The sequence below is a fragment of the Pseudomonas sp. UBA6315 genome, from assembly GCF_002438125.1.
Taxonomy (GTDB): Bacteria; Pseudomonadota; Gammaproteobacteria; order Pseudomonadales; family Pseudomonadaceae; genus Aquipseudomonas; species Aquipseudomonas faucium.
The window spans coordinates 14,262-35,823 of record NZ_DJTF01000137.1 but is presented as its reverse complement, the minus strand read 5'-3'; the positions used below and the strand labels follow the sequence as shown (position 1 = coordinate 35,823).

General features: G+C 59.1%; 14 protein-coding genes. 4 read left to right on the top strand and 10 right to left on the bottom strand.

Annotation, left to right across the window (positions count from 1 at the left end; translation table 11 throughout):
• Window positions 1–11 precede the first annotated feature (11 nt).
• From B3E94_RS16300 to B3E94_RS16290, 3 genes are all read right to left on the bottom strand, one after another.
• Complete coding sequence (locus B3E94_RS16300) at window positions 12–791, bottom strand: ABC transporter permease (RefSeq protein WP_012271145.1); 780 nt, start codon at window positions 789–791, stop codon at window positions 12–14.
• Window positions 788–1,720 carry an ABC transporter ATP-binding protein gene (locus B3E94_RS16295; RefSeq protein WP_176512218.1) on the bottom strand — a complete coding sequence of 311 codons (933 nt, stop codon included), beginning with the start codon at window positions 1,718–1,720 and terminating at the stop codon, window positions 788–790. The genes B3E94_RS16300 and B3E94_RS16295 overlap by 4 nt, the downstream gene beginning before the upstream one ends.
• A 135-nt stretch (window positions 1,721–1,855) precedes the next feature.
• Window positions 1,856–2,479 (bottom strand): glutathione S-transferase, encoded by a 624-nt coding sequence (locus tag B3E94_RS16290; protein ID WP_286914313.1) that lies wholly within the window; start codon window positions 2,477–2,479, stop codon window positions 1,856–1,858.
• 238 nt (window positions 2,480–2,717) lie between these two features.
• Here B3E94_RS16290 and B3E94_RS16285 point away from each other — a divergent pair, with 238 nt between their 5' ends.
• Window positions 2,718–5,165 (top strand): acyl-CoA dehydrogenase, encoded by a 2,448-nt coding sequence (locus tag B3E94_RS16285; RefSeq protein ID WP_286914312.1) that lies wholly within the window; start codon window positions 2,718–2,720, stop codon window positions 5,163–5,165.
• A gap of 71 nt (window positions 5,166–5,236) precedes the next feature.
• Here B3E94_RS16285 and B3E94_RS16280 read toward each other — a convergent pair whose 3' ends face one another.
• Complete coding sequence (locus B3E94_RS16280; protein ID WP_286914311.1) at window positions 5,237–6,751, bottom strand: hypothetical protein; 1,515 nt, start codon at window positions 6,749–6,751, stop codon at window positions 5,237–5,239.
• A 180-nt stretch (window positions 6,752–6,931) separates the two neighbouring features.
• Between B3E94_RS16280 and B3E94_RS16275 the strand changes: the two genes are divergently transcribed.
• The 3 genes from B3E94_RS16275 to B3E94_RS16265 all read left to right on the top strand — a co-directional run bounded on the left by B3E94_RS16275 (window position 6,932) and on the right by B3E94_RS16265 (window position 8,833).
• On the top strand, window positions 6,932–7,333 hold the full coding sequence (locus B3E94_RS16275; RefSeq protein ID WP_286914310.1) for a PA2817 family protein: 402 nt from the start codon (window positions 6,932–6,934) through the stop codon (window positions 7,331–7,333).
• A 178-nt stretch (window positions 7,334–7,511) separates the two neighbouring features.
• On the top strand, window positions 7,512–8,045 hold the full coding sequence (locus tag B3E94_RS16270; RefSeq protein ID WP_286914308.1) for a fimbrial protein: 534 nt from the start codon (window positions 7,512–7,514) through the stop codon (window positions 8,043–8,045).
• Between the two features lie 5 nt (window positions 8,046–8,050).
• Complete coding sequence (locus B3E94_RS16265; RefSeq protein ID WP_313394798.1) at window positions 8,051–8,833, top strand: molecular chaperone; 783 nt, start codon at window positions 8,051–8,053, stop codon at window positions 8,831–8,833.
• 10 nt (window positions 8,834–8,843) lie between these two features.
• Here the strand turns inward: B3E94_RS16265 and B3E94_RS16260 are convergent, their stop codons facing one another.
• From B3E94_RS16260 to B3E94_RS16235, 6 genes are all read right to left on the bottom strand, one after another.
• Entirely contained in the window at window positions 8,844–10,307 is a 1,464-nt protein-coding gene (locus tag B3E94_RS16260; protein ID WP_286914307.1) for a hypothetical protein, read from the bottom strand.
• A gap of 55 nt (window positions 10,308–10,362) precedes the next feature.
• Complete coding sequence (locus tag B3E94_RS16255; protein WP_286914323.1) at window positions 10,363–12,054, bottom strand: autotransporter outer membrane beta-barrel domain-containing protein; 1,692 nt, start codon at window positions 12,052–12,054, stop codon at window positions 10,363–10,365.
• A 113-nt stretch (window positions 12,055–12,167) separates the two neighbouring features.
• Complete coding sequence (locus B3E94_RS16250; RefSeq protein ID WP_286914306.1) at window positions 12,168–12,551, bottom strand: hypothetical protein; 384 nt, start codon at window positions 12,549–12,551, stop codon at window positions 12,168–12,170.
• Window positions 12,552–12,723: 172 nt separating this feature from the next.
• Window positions 12,724–14,751: a hypothetical protein gene (locus B3E94_RS16245; protein ID WP_286914304.1), complete on the bottom strand. Its 2,028-nt coding sequence runs from the start codon at window positions 14,749–14,751 to the stop codon at window positions 12,724–12,726.
• A 248-nt stretch (window positions 14,752–14,999) separates the two neighbouring features.
• Window positions 15,000–18,713 (bottom strand): RHS repeat domain-containing protein, encoded by a 3,714-nt coding sequence (locus tag B3E94_RS16240; protein ID WP_286914303.1) that lies wholly within the window; start codon window positions 18,711–18,713, stop codon window positions 15,000–15,002.
• A 34-nt stretch (window positions 18,714–18,747) separates the two neighbouring features.
• Complete coding sequence (locus B3E94_RS16235) at window positions 18,748–21,561, bottom strand: hypothetical protein (RefSeq protein ID WP_286914302.1); 2,814 nt, start codon at window positions 21,559–21,561, stop codon at window positions 18,748–18,750.
• Window position 21,562 lies beyond the last annotated feature (1 nt).

Here is a 21,562-nt window from a genome sequence, read left to right as displayed (position 1 = left end):
AGCACAAGGCCTCAGGCGCGCATGCCGCGGCCGCTGACCAGCAGGCGAACGCACAGCAGGTAGAGCACCGCGGTGGCCACCAGCATGAAGGTGATCGCCGTACCAATGCTGATATCCGACACCCCTAGGATGCCGTAGCGGAACGAGTTGACCATGTGCAGCACCGGGTTGGCCAACGACACGGTCTGCCAGAACGGCGGCAGCAGGTTGATCGAGTAGAACACCCCGCCCAGGTAGGTCAGCGGCGTCAGCACGAAGGTCGGGATGATCGAGATATCGTCGAAGTTGCGCGCAAACACGGCGTTGACGAAGCCCAGCAGCGAAAAGATGGTGGCGGTCAACAGCACCACGATCACGGTCACGCCCAGGTGGTGCACCTGCAGGTCGGTGAAGAACATCGACAGGATGGTCACGATCACCCCGACCGCCAGGCCGCGCAGTACACCGCCCAGCACATAGCCGACGAGAATGGTGTGCGGCGACACCGGCGATACCATCAGCTCTTCGATCGAGCGCTGGAACTTGCTGCCGAAGAAGCTCGACACCACGTTGCCATAGGAGTTGGTGATCACCGACATCATGATCAGCCCCGGCACGATGTACTGCATGTAGGTGAAGCCACCCATGTCGCCGATCTGCCGGCCGATCAGGTTACCGAAGATCACGAAGTACAGGACCATGGTGATCGCCGGCGGCAGCAGGGTCTGCGGCCAGATGCGCAAGAAGCGCCGCACTTCGCGGTAGACGATGGTATTCAGGGCCACCCAGTTGGTGCGCAGTTCCACACTCATATGGCCACCTTCGACAGGTTTTTTTCCACCAGGGACACGAACAGCTCCTCGAGTCGGTTGGTCTTGTTGCGCAGGCTCTGCACCTCGATGTTCTGCAGGGCCAGCTGGCCGAACAGCGCGGTGATGCCGATGTCTTTTTCCACCTGCACTTCCAGGGTGTGCGGGGTCAGCAGGCGGCACGGGTAGCCCTGCAGGGCCGGCGCCTGGGCCAGGTCCTGCTTGAGGTCGAGGACGAAGGTCTCGACGTGCAGCTTGCCCAGCAACTGGCGCATGCTGGTGTTCTCGACGATGGTGCCGTGGTCGATGATGCCGATGTTGCGGCACAGCTGCTCGGCTTCTTCCAGGTAGTGGGTGGTGAGGATGATGGTGATGCCCTTCTGGTTGAGCTCGGTGAGGAAGCTCCACATCGAACGACGCAGCTCAATGTCCACCCCGGCGGTCGGCTCGTCGAGGATCAGCAGGCGCGGTTCGTGGATCAGCGCGCGGGCGATCATCAGCCGGCGCTTCATGCCACCGGACAGCGAGCGCGACTGCACGTCACGCTTGTCCCACAGGCCCAGCTGGGTCAGGTACTGCTCGGCGCGCTCCTTGGCCAGCTTGGGCGGGATGCCGTAGTAGCCGGCCTGGGTCACGACGATGTCGAAGGTCTTCTCGAACTGGTTGAAGTTGAATTCCTGCGGCACCACGCCCAGGCAGCGCTTGAGCGCAGCGGGCTCGCGGTCCAGGTCATGGCCGAACACGTTGACCGTGCCGCTGGTCTTGTTGACCAGGGTCGAGAGGATGCCGATGGTAGTGGACTTGCCGGCACCGTTGGGGCCGAGCAAGGCGAAGAAGTCGCCTTCGGCAACATCCAGGTCGATGCCTTTGAGGGCCTGGAAGCCGTTGCCGTAGGTCTTGGTCAGCTGTCGGATGGACAGGGCAGAACTCATAGCGGGTCACGTACCGAATAAAAAATGGTTCAGGACACGCCAGGCGAAGTCACTGGCGCAGTGAGTGCGGCCATGGTGCAAGGCCAGGCCGCACAAGTACAGTCACATCTATTGATAATGACTATCGAAGCAGGGTCAGGTGAGCGCGGTCATCACGGCGGCCTGGTAGGCCGGGCGCTGTTTCAGGCGCTCGTACCAGGCTTGCAGGTGGTGCATGGCCGGGCGCTCGATGGGCATTTCGAACCAGGCATAGACGAAGCTCCCCAGTGGGATGTCGCCCATGCCGATCTGGTCACCGGAAAGATAAGGCTGGTGCGCCAGGGTTTGATCGGCAATCGACAGCAATTGCGCGCACTGCTTGTGCGCGGCGTTGATGGCCACCCAGTCGCGCTGCTCTTCGGGGGTGCGCAAAAGGCCCCAGAACAGCGGGCGGAACGGCGCGGCGAAGGACGAGGTGGTCCAGTCCATCCACTTGTCGGCCAGGGCGCGCTGGCGTGGGTCTTCGAGGTACCAGCCCTGCTCGGCGCCGTATTCGGCGCACAGGTAGCGCACGATGGCGTTGGACTCCCACAGCACCAGGTCGCCATCTTCGAGCATGGGCACCAGGCCATTGGGGTTGAGGGCACGGTAGTGCGGCTCGTTGACCACGCCGAAGGCACCGCCGGCGTCGATGGCTTCGAAGTCCAGGCCCAGCTCATGGGCGATCCACAGCGCCTTGCGCACATTGCTCGAATTCTTGCGGCCCCAGATCTTCAGCATGGCAACGTCCTTATGGAATGCGGAGGGAAGACAGTCTACTCCAGAGCTCCATCGCCTGTACTGGCCCTATCGCCGGCAAGCCGGCTCCCACAAAGAGCCGGCGATAAGGCCACCCCAGTCGCAGATGAACTGAAACTCCCGCCGCCCCTCCCTGTCACTGTCATGACCCTGCCGTTTTTTGCGTTGCGTCTAAGCTCTGTGGGACGGCCCAAGCCCCTGGTTCCAAGGAGGACCGATTATGTTGCTGTTGTGGTTGGTAGTGCTGGTGATCGGCGCGGCGTACCTCACGCACCGGCGCCTGGCGCCCTTGCAGATTCTCGGGATCATGGCGGCCTACGTGCTGCTCATGGGCATCTTCAGCAAAGCCCCTGGCTGGTTGCTGATCCTGATCTGGGCCATCCTGGCGGTGAAAATCGCCCTGGTGGCGCTGCCAGAATGGCGGCGCAAGGTGTTCACCGGCCCGGTGTTCAAGTGGTTCAAGCGCACCCTGCCGCCCATGTCGCAGACCGAGCGCGAAGCGATCGACGCCGGCACCGTGTGGTGGGACGGCGAGCTGTTCAGCGGCCGCCCCGACTGGGGCACGCTGCTCGACTACCCGGCGCCCAAGCTGACCGATGAAGAGCAGGCTTTCATCGACGGCCCCACCGAAGAATTGTGCGCCATGGTCAGCGACTGGCAGATCGGCCAGGACCTGGACCTGCCGCCCGAGGCCTGGCAGCACATCAAGGAGCACGGCTTCTTCGCCCTGATCATCCCCAAAGAGTACGGCGGCAAAGGTTTCTCCGCCTATGCCCACTCCCAGGTGGCGATGAAACTGGCCACCCGCAGCGGCGACCTGGCCTCCACGGTAATGGTGCCCAACTCCCTCGGCCCGGCCGAGCTGCTGCTGCACTACGGCACCGATGAACAGCGCAACCACTACCTGCCCCGCCTGGCCCGCGGCGATGACATCCCCTGCTTCGCCCTCACCGGCCCGCTGGCCGGCTCCGACGCTGGCGCCATGCCCGACACCGGCGTCATCTGCAAAGGCCAATGGCAAGGTGAAGAAGTCATCGGCCTGCGCCTGAACTGGGAAAAGCGCTACATCACCCTTGGCCCGGTCGCCACCCTGCTGGGCCTGGCGTTCAAGGCCTACGACCCAGACCACCTGCTTGGCGAGCAAGAAGAGCTGGGCATCAGCCTGGCGCTGATCCCCACCGACACCCCCGGGGTGGAGATCGGCAAGCGCCACCTGCCCCTGGGTGCGGCGTTCATGAACGGCCCCAACAGCGGCAAGGACGTGTTCGTGCCGCTGGACTTCCTCATCGGCGGCCAGGCCATGCTCGGCAAGGGCTGGATGATGCTGATGAACTGCCTGTCGGTGGGCCGTTCGATTTCCCTGCCTGCCGTGGGCACAGGCGCGGCCAAGTACACCAGCCTGGTCACCGGCCAGTACGCCAACATCCGCGAGCAGTTCAACGTGCCGCTGGCAGCCTTCGAGGGCATCCAGGAGTCACTGGCGCGCATCGGCGGCAACGCCTGGCTGATGGACAGCGCCCGCCTGCTGACCGCCAAGGCCGTGGACCTGGGCGAGAAACCGTCGGTGTTGTCGGCGATCCTCAAGTATCACCTCACCGAACGCGGCCGCGAGTGCATCCAGCATGCGATGGACGTGCACGGCGGCAAAGCCATCATCATGGGGCCCAACAACTACCTGGGCCGCAGCTGGCAGGGCGCGCCGATCTTCATCACGGTGGAAGGCGCCAACATCCTCTCGCGCAACCTGATGATCTTCGGCCAGGGCGCCATCCGCTGCCACCCGTTCGTGCTCAAGGAAATGGCCCTCGCAGGGCGCGAGGACCACGACCAGGCACTGAAGGAATTCGACGACCTGTTGATGAAGCACATCATGTTCGCCGCCGGCAACGCGGCCAGCACCTTGGTGTTCAACCTGGGGCTCGGGCGCTTCGAGTCGGTGCCCGGCGATGCCTTGAGCCAAGGTTACTTCCGCGCCCTCAACCGCCAGGCTGCCGCCTTCGCCCTTCTGGCCGACCTGTCGATGATGCTGCTCGGCGGCGCACTCAAACGCCGCGAGCGGCTGAGTGCACGGCTGGGGGATGTACTGAGCTACCTCTACCTGGCCAGCGCCGCGCTCAAGCGCTATCACGACTTGGGCTCACCCGAGCACATGCAACCTCTGCTGCGCTGGGCCATGGAGGAGAGCCTGGGCCAGGCAGAGAAGGCGCTGGACCGTTTGCTCGACAATTTCCCCAACCGCTTCGCTGGCTGCGCCCTGCGTGTGCTGGTGTTCCCTTTTGGCCGGCGTCATACCGGGCCAAGCGATGAACTGGACGCAGAAGTGGCCGAGTTGATCGGGCGCAGCCACGGCGACCCGGCCCTGGAAGAACTGCTGCGCGGCTGTTTCAGGCCAAACGCCGAGGGCGACCCGGTTGCTGCCCTGGAAAAAGCCAGCAGGCATCTGACCGAAGCGGCCCCACAATTCAAGGCATTGCACCAAGCACTGCGTGAAGGGCGATTGCAGCCGACGCCAGGACAGGGCTTGATCGAGGCAGCCGAGCAAGCCGGGCTGCTCGAGCCTGCACAAGCGCGGCAATTGCGCGACGCACAAGAGGCGCAACGTCAGGTGATCGATGTCGATGCATTCGATAAAGCGTCGCTGAAGCTGGCACCGGGCAATATCCGTTGAACAGTGGGTATCAAGCCAACGAAGCTACGGCCTCGTTGGCTTGATACCCTTCGTAGCGCAACCTATCCAACTCAACCTTCGAAAAATTCAACGACTTGATTGGGCGTATATAACGGCATAGGGATGATCGTGACCGCCCAGTACAGCAACCGGGTACTGGTGGTATCGCGCCCTGCAACCACGGTGAATGGCGTGGGCGCCGAAGCGGCTGGAGTAAATGCGCCAGTGGATGATACCGAGCCGTTGCCCGCAAGGATCAACCACTGCGTTTCGTTGTCCGCTACACGCACATCCTTGCGCAGGTTCACGTCGTAGTACCACAGCTCCAGTGTCAATCGCCCTGATACAAGCGAGCACCTGACGGTGTGCGTTTGAATTGCGTACAAGGTGACGAATGCACAATCGGCGGACTGCCCCCCTGCGGTTACCCGCACAACGTCAGTGGTCGATCGCTCGCTAAGCGAACTCAGTACCACCGCTGCTCGCCTGGTCTTACAATCTTCCCCGTACTCGACTGCGGATGAACCGAAGGGTGGGGGCACGTAATGGAAAGTGCCACCGCCACTTTCGAGCTTCCCTTTGTAATTGCCCACGAAGGTCACAGCCGCGTTGAATGGATCGGACACCTCGAGCAGCTGCCGATCGAATCCTGCTCCCACGATACTCACCAAAGGGCTGATGAAAGTTGGAGCTGCCGTAACGTTGACATCCTCGGCAGCGGCCGACCTGCTCGCGCGCTTCCAGCCAAAAATGAAACCCAATCCCGGCATGGGAATGTCCTGTGCCTTGTCATAGGTAGCGGAGCCTGGAGGCACCAGCAATCCAGACAGCCAGTTGCGGTCTTCAGGAGGCTGATCGCGCAGGTTTTCGGGAAAGCCTATTGCCATGCTCACCCCTTTGAGATCGTCTTCTTCTATTGCAATATCGTGAGAAGAAACTTGATCGTCACTGCCCGCAGAAGCCATTGACGGCGCAAGTACCGAGTAGGCAATGCCGTTACTGGCGGATCCGATGCAGGGAATCACCACATCCTGCAACCACTTGTTGGTCGGCGCAGCTGGCATCTGATAGAGCACCAGGCTGCGCGCTGCATTGTAGTGGTTGACCAACAAGCGTTTATCGGTATCGCTACCGCTGTAGCTGTACTCCATGGCCCCGCTCCAGCCCAGGCTAACCTCTCGCCTGGGCTGGGTTTTGTAGGCAAGCGTATGCCGATGCTCGCCGGGGGCGAAAGACAGGCTCATCTTCAATACATCACTGGTAAGCAGGTCTTTCCTTCGAACTTGAGTCAGGCTTGCGTCGGTGGAACCGTTCTCGAGCGTGAGGATCACTTCCATCTCACTTACCGCCCGTAGTTCGAACTCCAGAAAAAGTATGGAAGACTTTTCGCTGAACTTGAGTTTCGGCTGCCCCATCACCAATTGCTTGGATTTTCGTGTATTTGCGTCGGACTGCCTGTCCAGCTGGACCATTTCCGCAGGGGTAAAGGATAGAGTCGGATAGCGATCCTGCCACAATTGATTGAGCACCTTCGGTGAGATGTCCAGGCCACAGATTGCTACCCCAGAGTGTTGTTTGTCTGTCATGTTGCACCTCCCGTTAATCGAGCTTCGACGAGTTGCTGCCAGGGAAACTGATACGGGTAGTTATCTACCATTACGTTGGGCCACGCGACTGGCAAAACTACCAGTTGCGCCAATACGACTGCCCTGTACAGCGCAACGGGGTACAATACCGACAATCCACCTTTAGCTCAGGACACGCCCGTGACAAACGCCTATCAGCACTATCATTTGCAATTGCTTGAACACCTGCGCGGCATTCTGGTCGCTCTCCAAGCCAGCGAGCAGATCCCCGAGGAAAGCCATGCACTGTTTCTGGAGCGCTTCGACGAGTTGCTCGCACTCCTGCCCAAGGAGCCTTTGCAGAGCCAATATCTGGGCCAGGACCTGATCTGCCAAGTCATTCAGCGCTACCCGCAAATCGCCCACCTGGTGCCGCGCGATCTGTTGTGGTTCTTTGCCGGTGATTGCCTGCACTTCATGCCCGACGAAGAGTTGGAGCTGTATCAACAACTCGAAGAGCGCCGCTACGATGCGCAGCAGCGCGGCGAGGCGTTTGACTGGCACGCAGAAAAACAGCAACTCATTGCCGCACGCCAGCGCTGATCTCGCAAAAGGCAGCGACAGCCATAGAATTCTCCAGACCTCAAGGCGAACTAACCTACATATCAGGGCCCCGCACCGTGGGTAGGCTTACCTCGTGCTCATCCAGCAGCGTTCATATGCTCGCCGGTTGCGCATAAACCGATTTAAGCCTTCCAACACTTGATCTGGACTTCAAAAAATGAAACGCATCATTGCACTGGCTGCCCTCTGCCTGGGTTGCAGCTCCGCCATGGCAAACACAGGCATCATCAACTTCGAAGGTACCGTAAGCGCCGGCGGTACCTGCCCAATTGACGTCGTCACCCCTGGCGGCCCTTCCCTGCCCAAGATCATGTTGGGCAACTTCAGGACCACAGACTTCAAGGCAACCGGAGACAGAACTCCAGCGGTCAGGTTCGGCCTGCGTCATGACCCGCAAAACTGTGCGCTCAATGGAGACAAGGCGACCGTGAGGTACAGCGCCACCTACGGCGCCACACCCGGTGGCCTGTATGCGCTGCAAGACGGTGTTGGCTACAGTGAAGGCCTGGCACTGGCGATCTACGACGCCAGCAACCAGCCGCTCGCCCCTGACACTGACTCCATGGAATACACGCTGAGCGCGACAGCACCCACCGACATGAACTTCAGCACCCGGCTGGAGGCCATCGAAGACACGGTTACCGAAGGGCACGTATCGACCAGCGTGAACTTCGTGGTCGATATTCAATAAAGCACATGACAAGCGCAGCATGCTGCGCTTGTTTACGTACCCCTGAGCGATCTGACCACATGCCTACCTCACCACTGCGACATGCCCTGCTGCTTGCTGGGCTCATCGGTTGCCTGATGCCTTCTGCCCAAGCCGCGCTCACCATCAGCATGACCCGAATCATCCAGGCCAGCGACAAGCAAAGCAGTTCGATCATCGTCGCCAACCCCAGCACCCAAGCCTTCGCAGCCCAGAGCTGGGTCAACACCGACGCCGACGACACCACCACCGCTGTGCCCCTGATAGCCACCCCTGCCCTGTTCCGGCTGGACGCCGGCAATGAACAGACCGTACAGATCAATCGAATCCCCAATGACCTGCCAAACGACAGGGAATCCTTGTTCTACTTCAATCTGCAGGAAATCCCTCAAGCCGACGTCGAGCCATCGAATACCCTGACCATCGCCCTGCGTACACGCATCAAGCTGTTTTATCGGCCAGCCGATCTGCAAGGTTCTCCCCTGGATGGCTTGAAAGACCTGCAATGGTCCTTGCAGCAAATCCACGGCACAGCGCAACTGGTCGTCAGCAACCCTTCGCCCTACTACTACACCTTCAGGCACGTGCACATTGGCAAGCCCACTGAGCGAACCCGTGTCGAGGCGCGTGAAATGGTAGCGCCCAAAAGCACGCAAACCTACGCCCTGCCAGGCATCGCCATCCACCCTGGCATGCAGGTCACTTTCACCACGATCAACGACTACGGTGGCACGACCACCGAGAGGGTGGCCCCCATCGCCGAACTCTGACCCTCGATATTCAGGCCCTCAGGGTTGGACTCAGGGCAGGATAAGCCACCCACTCCCGCCCCCCGTCAAAACTGACTTGAACATGCAGGGTAAATGAGTTGTTGAGCATCAGTGTCGACAAGAAGGACTTCAGTACCACCACGTTGTTAGCGCTGCCGATCCCGTTTGTCAGATCACTCTGCCTGACGGCATAAGATTCCAGGACCTTGAAAGGCTGCGCCGGCTGGCCATTCTTCAAAACCCCGCTAACCCATATGTCAACCAGTTGCCCTACTGCCATGAAGCGCCAGGTAGCAAGGGTGACCGGGTTGCGCTCTGGGGCCTTGGACAGCTCAAAAGCGCCACTGCTAACCCCGGCCAGCTGTACCCGAGGCAGGTTGTTGCCGCTTAGGGGGGCAATGGTCAGGTCAATGCTGGGCGAGAGATAATCGTGCTGCTCGTCACCGGATACGACGTAGTTCACCTTGATCGACGTCGCGCCTTGTGCAAGCACCTTTTCCGTGGGGATCTCGAATTCCCGTGCACGGCCTTGATATTCCGTCGAGGTGGAGAAATAACCAGGATCATTGGGCTGCCCCCACTCCACTCGCAGCGTTTCATCTGGGTAAACCGTAGCCTCGGCAGGGACCTTGACAAGCAACGGCGGCAACAAGTCATTGATCGCCAGCCGCAAGTTCGACCCTGTCCCTGTGGCCTGGGCAATGCCAGGGAGTGGCAAAGTCCTCACGCCCGCGTCCACTTTCAGTATCAAAGGCCTGGCAGGCAGGCTGATGTTCCCCGCTCGGTCCTGGACCGCATAGTACAAGTAACACTCTCCATCACCCCGTTCAAGGATGAGTTCACTGCCAAAGTCGATGTAGTGAGGGCCACCAACATCTTCATAGGCCAGCACATGTTCACCGGCATACATCTCGGAAAATGGCACGGTGTCCCAGTAATAGATGATCGTGTCACCCGCCTTAGGCGTCGTGTAGTTCGGCACTTCGGTGCGAAGGCGCTGGCCATGGCTTCTGAGATAGCGCTCGGTCAGGCCGTCGCGCTCGATCTCTTCCGGGTCTTCCACCACTGTCAGTGCCCCCTGCACGCCCCCCAAGGCAGGCGGCACAAGGTCAATCAATATCTGCAGTATCTCGGAAACACTGACATCCCCGTTGGACCCCTGAACTTCATAGCTCAATACGTGCGGCCCGTCAGTCAGCCTTTCCACCGGGACACTCAGCACCAGGTCCTCCGGCTGCACCGGGGTTTCCCAGGCCCGGTCATCCACCAGGGTCGAATCGTCCCAGTAGAGCCTCAGAAGCTCTGGCTCGCCCGGTTGCGGATCGCTGAACGGCCACATGGGTACAACCACACGCAACGCTTGGGAAGTGGCTGACTTAGGAAGCAGGTTGCTGTCGCCACCCGGAATATCCTCCAGCAGCGCAGGCACCTCGACAGCCTCGAGCAATTGGTCAATGTCAGTGGATGGGTGCATGATCGGGTTCACTCCCAAAAAAAAAGGAGGCCTCACAGGCCTCCAGCGTTAGCAGTTACCAGCTGTAGCGCGCCCCAACGTTGACACCCCAAGGCTGGTCGATATGTTCGCCGCTGCTGTGGTCCAGATCGACATGCAGCTGCAAGCGCTGCGCCACTGTCACCGCCACACCTGCGCCAAGCTCAAGACGCGAACCAGAAAGATCATTGGAGAAGCGGTTGCTGTTGACCTTCACGTCATTGTTGTTGATGAACTCATGAACGTAAGCAGCGCGCAGATAGGGTTGCACAACACCCCCTTGTGACATCTCGAAGTTACGCCCGAACGTGGCACCTGCTTTACCCAACACGGAGCGTGCTGCATCCCCTTCTGCCTGCAGGTCATTGTCCAGGTGATAGTCCTTGCCCTGGATGTAAGCTGTGGACCACTGCGTGAACGGCTCCACGAAATATCCTTGGTCCAACTCAATGTGGCGACCGAACTCCGCCGACACGCCAACACCATGGTTGCTGTAATGCCCTTTGGTGCGCGTGCCATCACTCAGCCCGACCTTGGAATCGTTGTCGAAACGGTTGAACTTCACTACCCCGTCAAAGTAGTAGCCGCTGACACGGTCCAGCCAAGTGGTGTAGAGCCCAAGGTAGTAACTGTCGACTTCACCATCGGTGCCACCGGAAAGGTTCAGGTTCGACTGGCTGTACCCGGCCAGCACACCTAACAACCATTGCCCATCGCCGATTGGCAAGGGCGCGTCAGCACCAAGGGAAAACCCATGCTGGGTTTGCTTGTAAGCGACACCCGAACTGGCAGCGACGTCGAACTTGTTGCCGTAGGAACGTATCCAGCCGCCAGCCTTCCCGTCATCCAGGCGCAACTCGCCCATGCGGCTGCGCAAGGAGGTCAGCTCGCCATACCAGACTGTCGGTGCCGCATTGAACAATGCCAGTACTGAGCGAGTGCCTGGGCTGATGATCTTGCTCGAACCATCCAGGTACCAGTCATTCCCGCGCTGCACCAGCTCATAGGAAAACGCCCCCAGATCAACCGGCCCGTTAACCAACGAGAACGAGGCATCGCCGCCGCCCGTATGCACCACGTGCAACTGGTTTTCCTCGCTAGGCTCGGCCCCGCTGCTGCCGATCAGCAGCCCGTGATTGCCACTGGCATTGCCTGTCACATCAAGAAAATCGGTTTGCCCGGTGGAGAAGTCCGCATCCATGACGAATGTACCTTCGCCCGACAGGCTGCCCAGCGTCAGACGATGGTAAGCAGTGGGCTCACCAAAGTGCACGGCCCCCCCATCAAGCGTCAGATCGCCCACATTGGCATCGCCTACCAGGGTCCAGCGTGATTGGTCACCTATAGACAACGAGGCGACGTTTTCCAGATGCCCGGTGAGCGATGCCCGGTTATCCAAGGCCACGGTAGCACTGGAGCCTTGCTCGACCCATACATCACCCACCAGATGAGCGTTGTCCACATTGAGGTCGGCACTCGACTGGTTGCGCACCTCCAGCAGATTGCCATTGCTGCCACTGAGCTCAGAGCCGTTGCTGACCGTGATCTTTGCGGTCGCCGCCCCCAGGCGGCCTCCCGCCACCAGGATGGCTGCGCCGTCCTGTCCGACAACCTGGGAGCCATCCAGATCGATCGTGGCCCCGCCAGTACGGCCATCGGCGTTAACCAAAATACCCTCTTGCGCACCGATGATCTGGCTGCCCTGGGCCTGGAGCGAGCTATTGAACATACGCACGCCAGCGCTGCCTGCACCCGTGCCACGCAAGGTGCTACCGCTCAGGTACAACTGCGAATCACTGGCAATGGACGCACCGCCGTTCTTCCCACTGACGTTACTGCCGTTCAGCCATGCTTGCGAGCCGCCAGCACTGCTGCGGGCAACTGCAATGCCACGGTCTTCGCTGATGATGGTGCTGCCGTTGATGTTGGCCTTGGCCCCCCCTCCAGCAGCACCCCATCGGCAGCTGAAATGACAGAACTGCCGTTGAGTTCCAGCCCTGCCCCCTCACGCAAGAAAATGTGCTGCGTGGTCGCGCCGTTACCCGTCAAGGTGGCGCCGAGCACAACCTGATAGCTGACAAGCGGGTCGCTGGCATCGATGACCGTATCTCGATCAATGATGCGCTCAACCCCTACTGCCTCGGCCCCGTAGAAAGCAAGCGGCAGCGTGACCATGCAGCAAATGAGGCCGCTGTGAAACTTCAACTGATGCGTGTTGTTCGTCATATGCCAATTCCCATATAGACCAAATCAGGCACCCCTATTTGCAAGTCCAAGCGAGCAAGCGGCGCCAATGGCCGGCAAGGTACAGGAATTAAATTCATTAGATGTAGGAAAAGCCCTACAAACATCGAGGTATAATCTGACATTTGCAGGGCGGCTTTCATACACAACAGCATCAACCATCAGGGTTGCACACGCCCGATGGAGGGATGAAGGCAAGAGTGACCTTGGCGACTTCCGATACAACATCGCCCCTCGCCATCTTCAATGTATATGTCATGTTCGCTCTGGAACGCATGAAGAGAGGATCATTACCGCCTTCGAAGGTGGGCAGCACATTATCTTCGAACGGCACGCGCCAGGTGAAACCGGTAACGGGGTGTTGATCATCAAGTTCAATGGTCTCTTCGAGCGTGACTGCGTCGATTATCTCGAACCCTTGATCATCACTTCGCCCCCTGTACACAAACCATCTCACATCAATTTCAGTGAATGAATCGTGTTGCAGGTATTCAGTAAGGTCCGGGATTAAAACTTCCACCGCAGGCCCATCGGGATGCCCTGACGATGCCTGGATCGACGCGCAGGTGACCATCCCATTGACCAGGTGGTCATAAGCCGCAGCGATGGGTGTAATCGTAATTGCATCGACCACAACGGACGTGACCGCCGACCGTACCGGGTTGTGTACACCGGGGCGCCGGGCTTCGTAGTCGACAGGCAGCGCTGGGCTGTTTCCGCCTTCATGGATAATGGCCCAAGGCACTTCAACGATAATCTTGTCACCCGGATTATCGGCCGCCTTGACCGTATAGGTGGCGGCCTCTTCACCCGCCCAGAAGAACGTCAGCTCATCGTTTGCTTCGGCGAAGCTGTAAAGTTCAAAACTCAAGTCGGCAGGTAGGCCATTGTCGCGAACATCCAGTTCATCTTCCATGAAACTGCCACGGCCCGTGATCAGCGCTTTGGTCAAATCAGGGTGAATCGGCCCCGGCCATCCGATGTCGGGCCCATCCGGGTCCATGGTTTCGAAGTCCACGAAGATATCGGTGTTCGCGCCTCCCATGGGGTGGGTGCCGCGCAGTAACACATAGCTGACATTCGTTGGCTTGCGGCCGGGGCCGGTACCGTACTCTTGCAGCATTACGTCATTGGGTACGAGCACCCGAATATAGTCATTTGGAGCAGAACCCACCGTTTCGGCCACCAAAGCAGTATTGCCCCATTTCACCTGAACCCGATCAGTGGCTTTCATACCTACATACGACGGCACCCACACTTCGACGCCTTCGTAGGCATCTGCCTGGTCGATCAGATGGCCATCCTGGTCGGTAGCCAACGGCACCACAGGGTCTTCGAAGTCGATGGGAATCACACCCAGTGCGACGGCGACACTCCTGTAGATGGACAGCTCACTGACATTTCCTGCCTTGTCCAGCAATACGTACAGCACGAACACGCCGCCGTCGCCGACCCTGCGAATTTCATCTCCTGGTATGGCCAACGTTTGATTGGCACCGGTGGTTCTACCTCTGAACACAGGCGGATCAACATCGTCAAACTCTTCAGGAAGATGCGCCATCCAATACACAAGCACTTCATCACCGTCTTGCCAGTCGGGGTAAGCCGGCAGGAGTAAAGAAGCAGTGTCGTTGTTTGCCGCCAGCGACGCATCGGTCACGACCGGAATGGCAGCGAACTCCGGTGGGTTCTTCGGGTTCGCATTGTGGTAAGGTGCCTCACGGTCAAAAATCAACACCAACGGCAGCGACCACGAAACATCATCAACATCATTTCTGATCCACGACCTCAAATAGTGGGTGCCCTCTAACTGCAGTTGATCCTTGCTTTTATCGAGTTCGACTGGGTAGGGGAGTGGAATCGGATTGTCAAAATACGTCACCACCTCCTCATGAAGGACCGTCCATACAGTTCCATCGCGAGAGTGCTCGATACGAAGCGTATCTCGGTCAGTAAAAAACCATCCAGGCACACTCACGCCAAATGGCAGAGCGTCGTCTTTTATATACCGGCTATATACCAACCCGGTGTTGGGATCTGCAAGGTAGGCGTCGGGAATTTCCAAGTCGTCCAAATCTGAGAACGTCTCAGGGCTTAGACGGGTTTGAAAACTGGTCACCATACGTCTATAGGCCTCACGTACACGTTCGGAAGCTTGGCCCGCTTGTTTTGAAGTGCTCATACGATTGCCCTCGTGGATCATCGGGGTGGACACACTTATCGCTTAATGCATTTCAAGGGAAAACCTGCAACATCACAACTGGCATTTTTATCAGTTGCCTTCACGCAAACCCCCTCTAACGACGAAACAAAACTTACCCATTCCGACGACAGTCGAAAGGGATGAAATACTTTGATCGAAGGCTGCCGCGCGCCCACGGCAGCCCATTAGCGGTTGCGCGTTGAACCGCTAATGCGGTTACAGCAACTTCATGTCGACGCCGGGAGGGCTTGTGAAATCAACCGATCGAGCGGGTCATAGCGATAGTCGATGCCGTCGACACTCTGCAAACGGCCCAGTGCATCATAGATAAATGCACGCCCCTCCTCATCGCGTGTCAAGTTGCCGTCTGCGTCGTATTCCAACACAACCTCGATGGGCGCATCATCGACGCCACGCACCGTAAACCCTTGAAGTTGCGCGGGGTCTTTCTCATTCGTGAAGTGGTAGAGGATATCCACACGCCCCAACGCATGCCGGGTGAGCACCCGGGTGATATTGTCGATGGCATCAAAGACGAAGGTCTGTGATTGAATGCGATTGCCATAGGGGTCCACCGGCAAGTATTCATCTACCCCGCTGCAGGTGTACTCCACCAGCCTCCCGCGCTCGTCATACTCAAACGTCTCTCTGCGCAACACCGTCTCGCCCTCGCAGAGTAACTTGAGGGTGATGCGGTCGAGGCTGTCATAGTGCTGTTCAAGGGTTTGTTGCGAATCGCCAAAGTTGAAAGTGCGCACGATTTCGCGGTCGAAATCATCAAACTTCAGCCGGGTGCCCAGTGAGCGTGGCTGCTCGCCCGCACTGGCATCGACCGTATTGAAATAGTCATTGCGGCCCAGCCCGTCGTACTCAAAGGTACTGGTAAGCTGCCCCAACTGGGTGCGTTGCAGACGCGCGGCCGGATCATACTCGTAATGCTGCACTGCCCCCAGCACGTCGGTGTAGGACAGCAACGCACCCTGCAAGCTGTGGACATACGCCATGGTGTACGGCTCATCGCCATCGAAACTGCAGGTTTCGCTCTTCAACTCGCCCGTCGTGAAGTAATCGCGGGTCATGGCAACCCCATGCTCCGAGCACGACATCAGGCGAGCATTCTCTGGGTCGTAGTTGAAGTTGGCTTTGACGTCCGTCTCAATTTGGTGGCGAAGGACCGGTTCTTCAGACAGCGAAGAGCGGTATTCGTATTTGATACGGTTACCTTTTGGCGTGATCACCTCACTTGGCTGTCGCTGCCCCGGATCAAACAGCTGCGTCCGCACCCGGCCCCCCGTCGTCACCTCGGCCAGCCGGTCAAGGCCGTCAAAGCGCTGCAGCCCCAGTACACTCGGTTGATCGCCGCCACGTCGCGTGACTTCGATCAGTTCGGGCAAGTCCTCGGTACTGTGCAAGGCATACACGCGATGCACCACTGCCCCGTCGGCCAGGGTGTGATCCACCAAACGATCGAATTCATCGTAGCCAAACTTCATTTCATGACGGCCGGCATCCACCTCTCGAACCTTGCGGCCGAGGCCATCATAAAAGTAGTGATGCTCACTGTAAGGCGCCAAGTCCGCGTCAAGCCGCTCGACGGTGATGGGTTCGCCGAACAGGTTCATGGCAGTGACAGTACGGCCACTGCTCAAACCGTCAGCCGATTCACGCCAATCGCGATGCACCGGCCCAAGCCGCTGCGGGTTGCCAATGGGATCGATCTGGGTATGGTGCACGACCTTGTCCGGGCCAACCTCTGTGCAGCGCTGACCCCAGCCATCGTAGGAGTAAGCCTTCGCCAATGGCACATCGACGTCTCGGTGCCAGTCGATCTCGACCTCTTCGACCAGGTTGCCCAACCCGTCGTACTTGGCCGTGTAAGTTTTGCGCAAGTCCTGCTGTTGTGCCTGCGGCGCGATATCAGGGTCATCGCGCCATGCCTCCACCAGTCGGTTGAGGCCATCGACGATACCCAGGGTCGAAACGCCTTTGACATCCACTTGCGTTTGCGAAGCCTGGCCACCCCGCTGGGCGACCAATGTGTAACTGTAGTTGCGTGATGCCTCGTATACCGTACGCGGTGCAACGGTTTCGCGTACCACCCTGCGCAACAGGTCATACTCGTATTCGATTTCAACATCGTTGTCATCGCGGTTGAGCAAGGGTTCGCCGATCAACACCGAATGCCACAGGGTGATCTCTTTCTGGGCATGGCTACCTGGGCCGTGATCGAAGCCTGTGATGACTTGCTTGGTTTCCACCCGCGGGTGCGTGCCAGGCTCATCGGGCGTCTCGACCAACGCGTAAGCGTAGTCAATGGTTGTCTGCCGACCATTTCTGCTGGTCAACTCTTGCTTGAGGCGACCATGGCCAAAGCTGTCCAGAGGTGTGTCGATATAGACACGCTCGATCTGCTGCAGCTGGGTTTGCGAGCCATCGGCATTGAGCCGGTATTGCTCCTCGTGCCCATTGACCAGCCAACCTGGCAACGGCACACCACTGTCGCGGCTCACCGGCGGCAAGAGCTGGTAACGATAACGTGTGCACAGCGTGGGAGCGCCCGACTCCTGGTCCTGAGCGGGGCGAACGGTTTCCTGCTCAAGATGACGCACGAAACCTTCGGGGTCTGCATCCTTGGGCAAATACGTGCGCTCTGTACGGATCCCGCTGGGCTGTTGCTCAAGCGTCTGGTTACCGTAATCGTCGTACTCGGTAGTCACCGTTTCGCTACGAGGCGGCGTTGCATCACCCTCGCGTGCCCAGCTCTGGGTTTCTGTGCGTGGCAGTTGGAAGTACTTGGGCTGGTCTGCAAACTCGACGTCGCGCTCGTGGTAGACCGTCTCGCTGCGTTGGATGCAACCTTGCTCGCGGGTCACCTGCTCGGTCAGCAGGTGAAAGCGGTTGAATACCCGTTCCACCGTACGCACCGGGACGCCACCCTGATAGTGGGTAGCCGTGGAGCCATAGCGATAAGTGCGGTCGGCAACCTTGTACAGGTTGTCCATGCCGTTATCTTCCCAACTGTTCAACGCGTTGTAGCCGAGGAAGTTCTCTGCGGTGAAGGTGTAGGTGGTTTGCTGGTTGTCCTGACCCGCTCCCGGCTGTACCTCATGGCGCCTGACGTAGGGCAGCGCCCTCTCTCTGCTGCCAGGGAAGTAGTGCCCGGACGCTTCATAGTCGATGATTTCGGTGGCCCCAAGGGGGGTTTCCAGGCGCGTCAAGCAACGCAGTTCGCCGAAGGTTCCATAGGTCATGGTCCAGCGGGCATTGTTCGACGTAGGCAGCACCACGCTTGCCAGATCATTTGCGGAAAATTCGAGCCTGTACACAGCTGCCATCGGTGATTGAGGCAACAGCGTGAGCTCCACGCTTTCGTTCCCTCTGTAGTCGATTTTGAGCAACGTGCGCCCAGTGTCGTCGATGATCGACTCAAGGCAGCCTTTTTTCTGCGGGTGATAGGTCAGCGTAATGCCATGCCCCGAGTCAGCCAGCACGCGCACGGGCAAGGCGAGCCTAGGGTCTGTAGGGAGTGTCTCCAACAGTTCGACGATGCCGGATTTGTATGCGACCCGGTAGCGGTTGCTACCGTTGCCGCTGATGTTCTCAAAATAGAACTGCTCAAGTTTCCTTTCTGGCACCGGTGCCGGTTGGCCTGGGCCGTTATCGGAAATGGTGAAGCGCTGCCCCGTATGCAAGTCAAGCGCATGGGTATCCAGGTCGTACTGACTAAGTAGCAGCGTCCAGCCCACGCCAAATCCGGAATTGACCGTATTGAGCGGGTTGAAGGACAGGCGCAACGGCAGGCTAGGGCCACTCAAGGCATCACTTGCAAGCGCTGGCAAGTCGATGTTCAACGCGTACTGGCCGGTACGCTCATCGACACTGCCTTGAAGGAAACTCATGAAGTTGAAAGCATTGGAATGAATAAGTGATTGAGTCGTCATCAATGTGGCTCCTGAACGTTGATTGCAAAGGTGATCATTGCAGCCGCAACTCCACCCTGTTTCGTCCTGCGCCCTCACCTGTAAACAGGAGCCTGAGCTTGTGCGGGTTACCGTAGTTGTCGGTAACGGTGAACCTCACGGAGTCCTGCAGCACATTGCGGTAGTGCGCGCCTTGCCAGCTGTCCCAATAGGCAAAGTTCGAAATCCGGTCCAAGGTGATCAGCAAGGCCCCTGAGGTAACGTCCTCTTGCCCCTTGAAACGGTAATCAAGTTGCGTGTAGTTGATTGCCGCTTCCGCCGCCAGCAGTTGCAGTTCAGCCTGGTACTGCACTGCGGCCGGTACTTGTGGCGCATCCTCTGGCCTGCGTGGCTTGAAGGCGATGCCGGTATAGGTGGCAAAGGTTTCCTCGAGTTGCTCCGACTCCCACTTGAGCATCGACGTGGAGTCGAATTCCACGTTGACGAACTGAATGCCATTACCCGCCAGCTCCCAGTAGTCAGTGGTGAAGTGCCAGTGATTGAACGTGTCATTCTCGTAGTCGTAACCGTTGGTACTGGCGACGCGCTTACCCGCCTCCGGCCACACGAATGCACCCAGGCTCGGCGCGGGCAATTCGACACCTTCAAGTTGCACTCGCCCTTTGGTTTGGTCCACATCGAGCGATCGGCGCCAGCCGTTGGTGTAATCCTGGAACTCCGCAGAAAAGTTGTGTATCTCCGCTTCGCGTGAATGGACATACACCGTCACCCTTCGCGTGCCCTCCTCTTCACTTTGCAAACGGCCCTTGGTGGCCGCATTGGCGGTGGGGTAATAGTCGAAATGGTTGCGACGCTTGCTGGCCATCCACCGTGCGCCAGCGCCCTCGGGAATACCTGCCTGTTCAGCCGACAGATAAGGCACTCTGTTGCCCGCCTGGTCCAGCAGAACCAAGCTGGCCAGTTCAAGATCACTGACAGGGTCCCAGACAACCTCGCCATTGGAGTCCGTAAAGCTCTGGGTGGCAATGACGATATCAATGCCCACTTGCTGGTAACCATTGGCGAACACCTTGTTGCGCCTTTCGTTATTGAGCACCAGCTCGAATTCTCTGAGCGCCCTCCAGCGCTCTTGCAACGCCATGGCCTGCGCGGTGGCGACGCCTTGATGCTCGACAACGGCAACCCCTGCGAAATACGAGGCGAACGCAACCACCACACTGGCTTCCTGAGTCGCTTGCGCAGGCGCGGTGTATCGACCTGTAGAGGCATCGATACTGCCTTCGCCAACCACCTCCCAGCGGTCCGCCTCGAAATCATCCATGGTGAATTGCATGCTCGCGCCTGGCGAAAGGCCGGGCACGTAGTGCGGCTCGACGTTCAGCCTGGGGTCAGAACTCAACAGCACCACAATGGCATGGCCTTTGTTTTGCCCAACGCTGACTTCGACCCGCTGCAAGCGCACCAGCGGCGTATTCACCGCATCAGGTTTGAAGGTCGCCTTGCGCGGATCTTGCGGGTCTGGCTGCAAGCCCCCCATGGGCTCACCTGAAAGTGACCACTTGACGTCGCCCTCGCCGGAGCAGGTAAAGGCCACATCGTCATAACCTGGGTACCAGATCGACACCCGCGGCGAAATTGTTAGGGGTTCGGACGACTCGATCAGCAATGCTGATAGCGCCGAGGCATCTGACTGCTCCGAGGCTTTTGCCGATACCGCAACGATGCGCTGGGCCCCCACCAATTGCCCGTTCGGCCGTGCCTTGTACACGCCTGTGGCACTGATCTCACCGGCAACGCGAGGGCGGCTGATATCTCGCGCCTGCCAGTCATGCACAGCGCCGCCAACGGCCGCAAACGCTACGCTGCCGCCCGCTCCCGTGCTGGCCAGCCCAGGTGAAATCTGGCGTGTGCTGGCTCCGTTCGAGAGCTCGCCAAACCAGATACTGTCGTGAGGTACATGCGCCTCTGGCAGCGAAATCAACAACCCTTCGGGCAAAATCAGCTGTGGCAGCAGGCCGTCGGCCTGATCGTCCTTGAGCGATGCCCTGTGCCTTTCGAGCAGAAGTGCTACTCCGACGTTCTCGCTACCCTGCCCCTTGTGGGGCAGCAGGTAGGGAAGCGCATCGGGTGTCGTGCCAGGCTCTGTGCTGGCTTGCAGTTGCATCAGCATCAGCACCGCGCCATCTGCGTGGGGCATGCTGCCGCCGCCTTCGCCGTCCGGGGCCTTTTGGGTAACAAGAGCGACGTCGGCCAGCGCCATGACATCATTGCCATAGGGCAAGAATTCGAAAAAGCTGAATGCCTGATTGAAAACGGGCTGCCATTTCAACTGTTCCAGGATGAACTCCCCCATGCGCCTGGCCCCACTCGTGGAAACCGCAAGGTTGCAGGTGGGGTTGATAGCGGCACTCAGGTCGACCGCCAGCTGTAGTCCGCGGCTACCCGGCACCGGTAAGACCACCAGCTCGGCAGTCATCTCGAGCCTGTAGCCCAGGCCTTGGGACAACTCATGGGAGCGGCGCAAGCGCCTGGCCTGCCCTGGGAAGCTCTCGGCAGCACTGCAGCGCCCGGCAATCAGCTCCAGGGTCACGATCACCCTTGCGGAGCGGCCGGAGGCTTGCTCGAATGACAACTCCGGCGGCCCGACCATCAACTCATCGAACACCACATGCTCGGTACGCTGCTCATCGGCGTAGTACTCACCGCTGATGGGGCGGAAAAATTGCTGCTGGCTGAAGCCACTCACGAAGCGAGCCTGGAGCAATTGGTTGGCCGTATCCCGGCCAAGCGCAAGTATCGCGCCCCAACCATGCATCGCATCGCCCTGGGCGAGTTTTTCCAGCAGTTCGCTCTTGGAATTGCCAGCCATG

What these genes read in the sequence shown, in the direction of transcription:
- B3E94_RS16255 (WP_286914323.1), bottom strand. Translation starts at nt 12,054, where the DNA reads ATGTTCAATAGCTCGCTCCAGGCCCAGGGCAGCCAGATCATCGGTGCG.
- B3E94_RS16250 (WP_286914306.1), bottom strand. Translation starts at nt 12,551, where the DNA reads ATGACGAACAACACGCATCAGTTGAAGTTTCACAGCGGCCTCATTTGC.
- B3E94_RS16280 (WP_286914311.1), bottom strand. Translation starts at nt 6,751, where the DNA reads ATGACAGACAAACAACACTCTGGGGTAGCAATCTGTGGCCTGGACATC.
- B3E94_RS16270 (WP_286914308.1), top strand. Translation starts at nt 7,512, where the DNA reads ATGAAACGCATCATTGCACTGGCTGCCCTCTGCCTGGGTTGCAGCTCC.
- B3E94_RS16235 (WP_286914302.1), bottom strand. Translation starts at nt 21,561, where the DNA reads ATGGCTGGCAATTCCAAGAGCGAACTGCTGGAAAAACTCGCCCAGGGC.
- B3E94_RS16300 (WP_012271145.1), bottom strand. Translation starts at nt 791, where the DNA reads ATGAGTGTGGAACTGCGCACCAACTGGGTGGCCCTGAATACCATCGTC.
- B3E94_RS16295 (WP_176512218.1), bottom strand. Translation starts at nt 1,720, where the DNA reads ATGAGTTCTGCCCTGTCCATCCGACAGCTGACCAAGACCTACGGCAAC.
- B3E94_RS16245 (WP_286914304.1), bottom strand. Translation starts at nt 14,751, where the DNA reads ATGAGCACTTCAAAACAAGCGGGCCAAGCTTCCGAACGTGTACGTGAG.
- B3E94_RS16265 (WP_313394798.1), top strand. Translation starts at nt 8,051, where the DNA reads ATGACAAGCGCAGCATGCTGCGCTTGTTTACGTACCCCTGAGCGATCT.
- B3E94_RS16240 (WP_286914303.1), bottom strand. Translation starts at nt 18,713, where the DNA reads ATGACGACTCAATCACTTATTCATTCCAATGCTTTCAACTTCATGAGT.
- B3E94_RS16260 (WP_286914307.1), bottom strand. Translation starts at nt 10,307, where the DNA reads ATGCACCCATCCACTGACATTGACCAATTGCTCGAGGCTGTCGAGGTG.
- B3E94_RS16290 (WP_286914313.1), bottom strand. Translation starts at nt 2,479, where the DNA reads ATGCTGAAGATCTGGGGCCGCAAGAATTCGAGCAATGTGCGCAAGGCG.
- B3E94_RS16285 (WP_286914312.1), top strand. Translation starts at nt 2,718, where the DNA reads ATGTTGCTGTTGTGGTTGGTAGTGCTGGTGATCGGCGCGGCGTACCTC.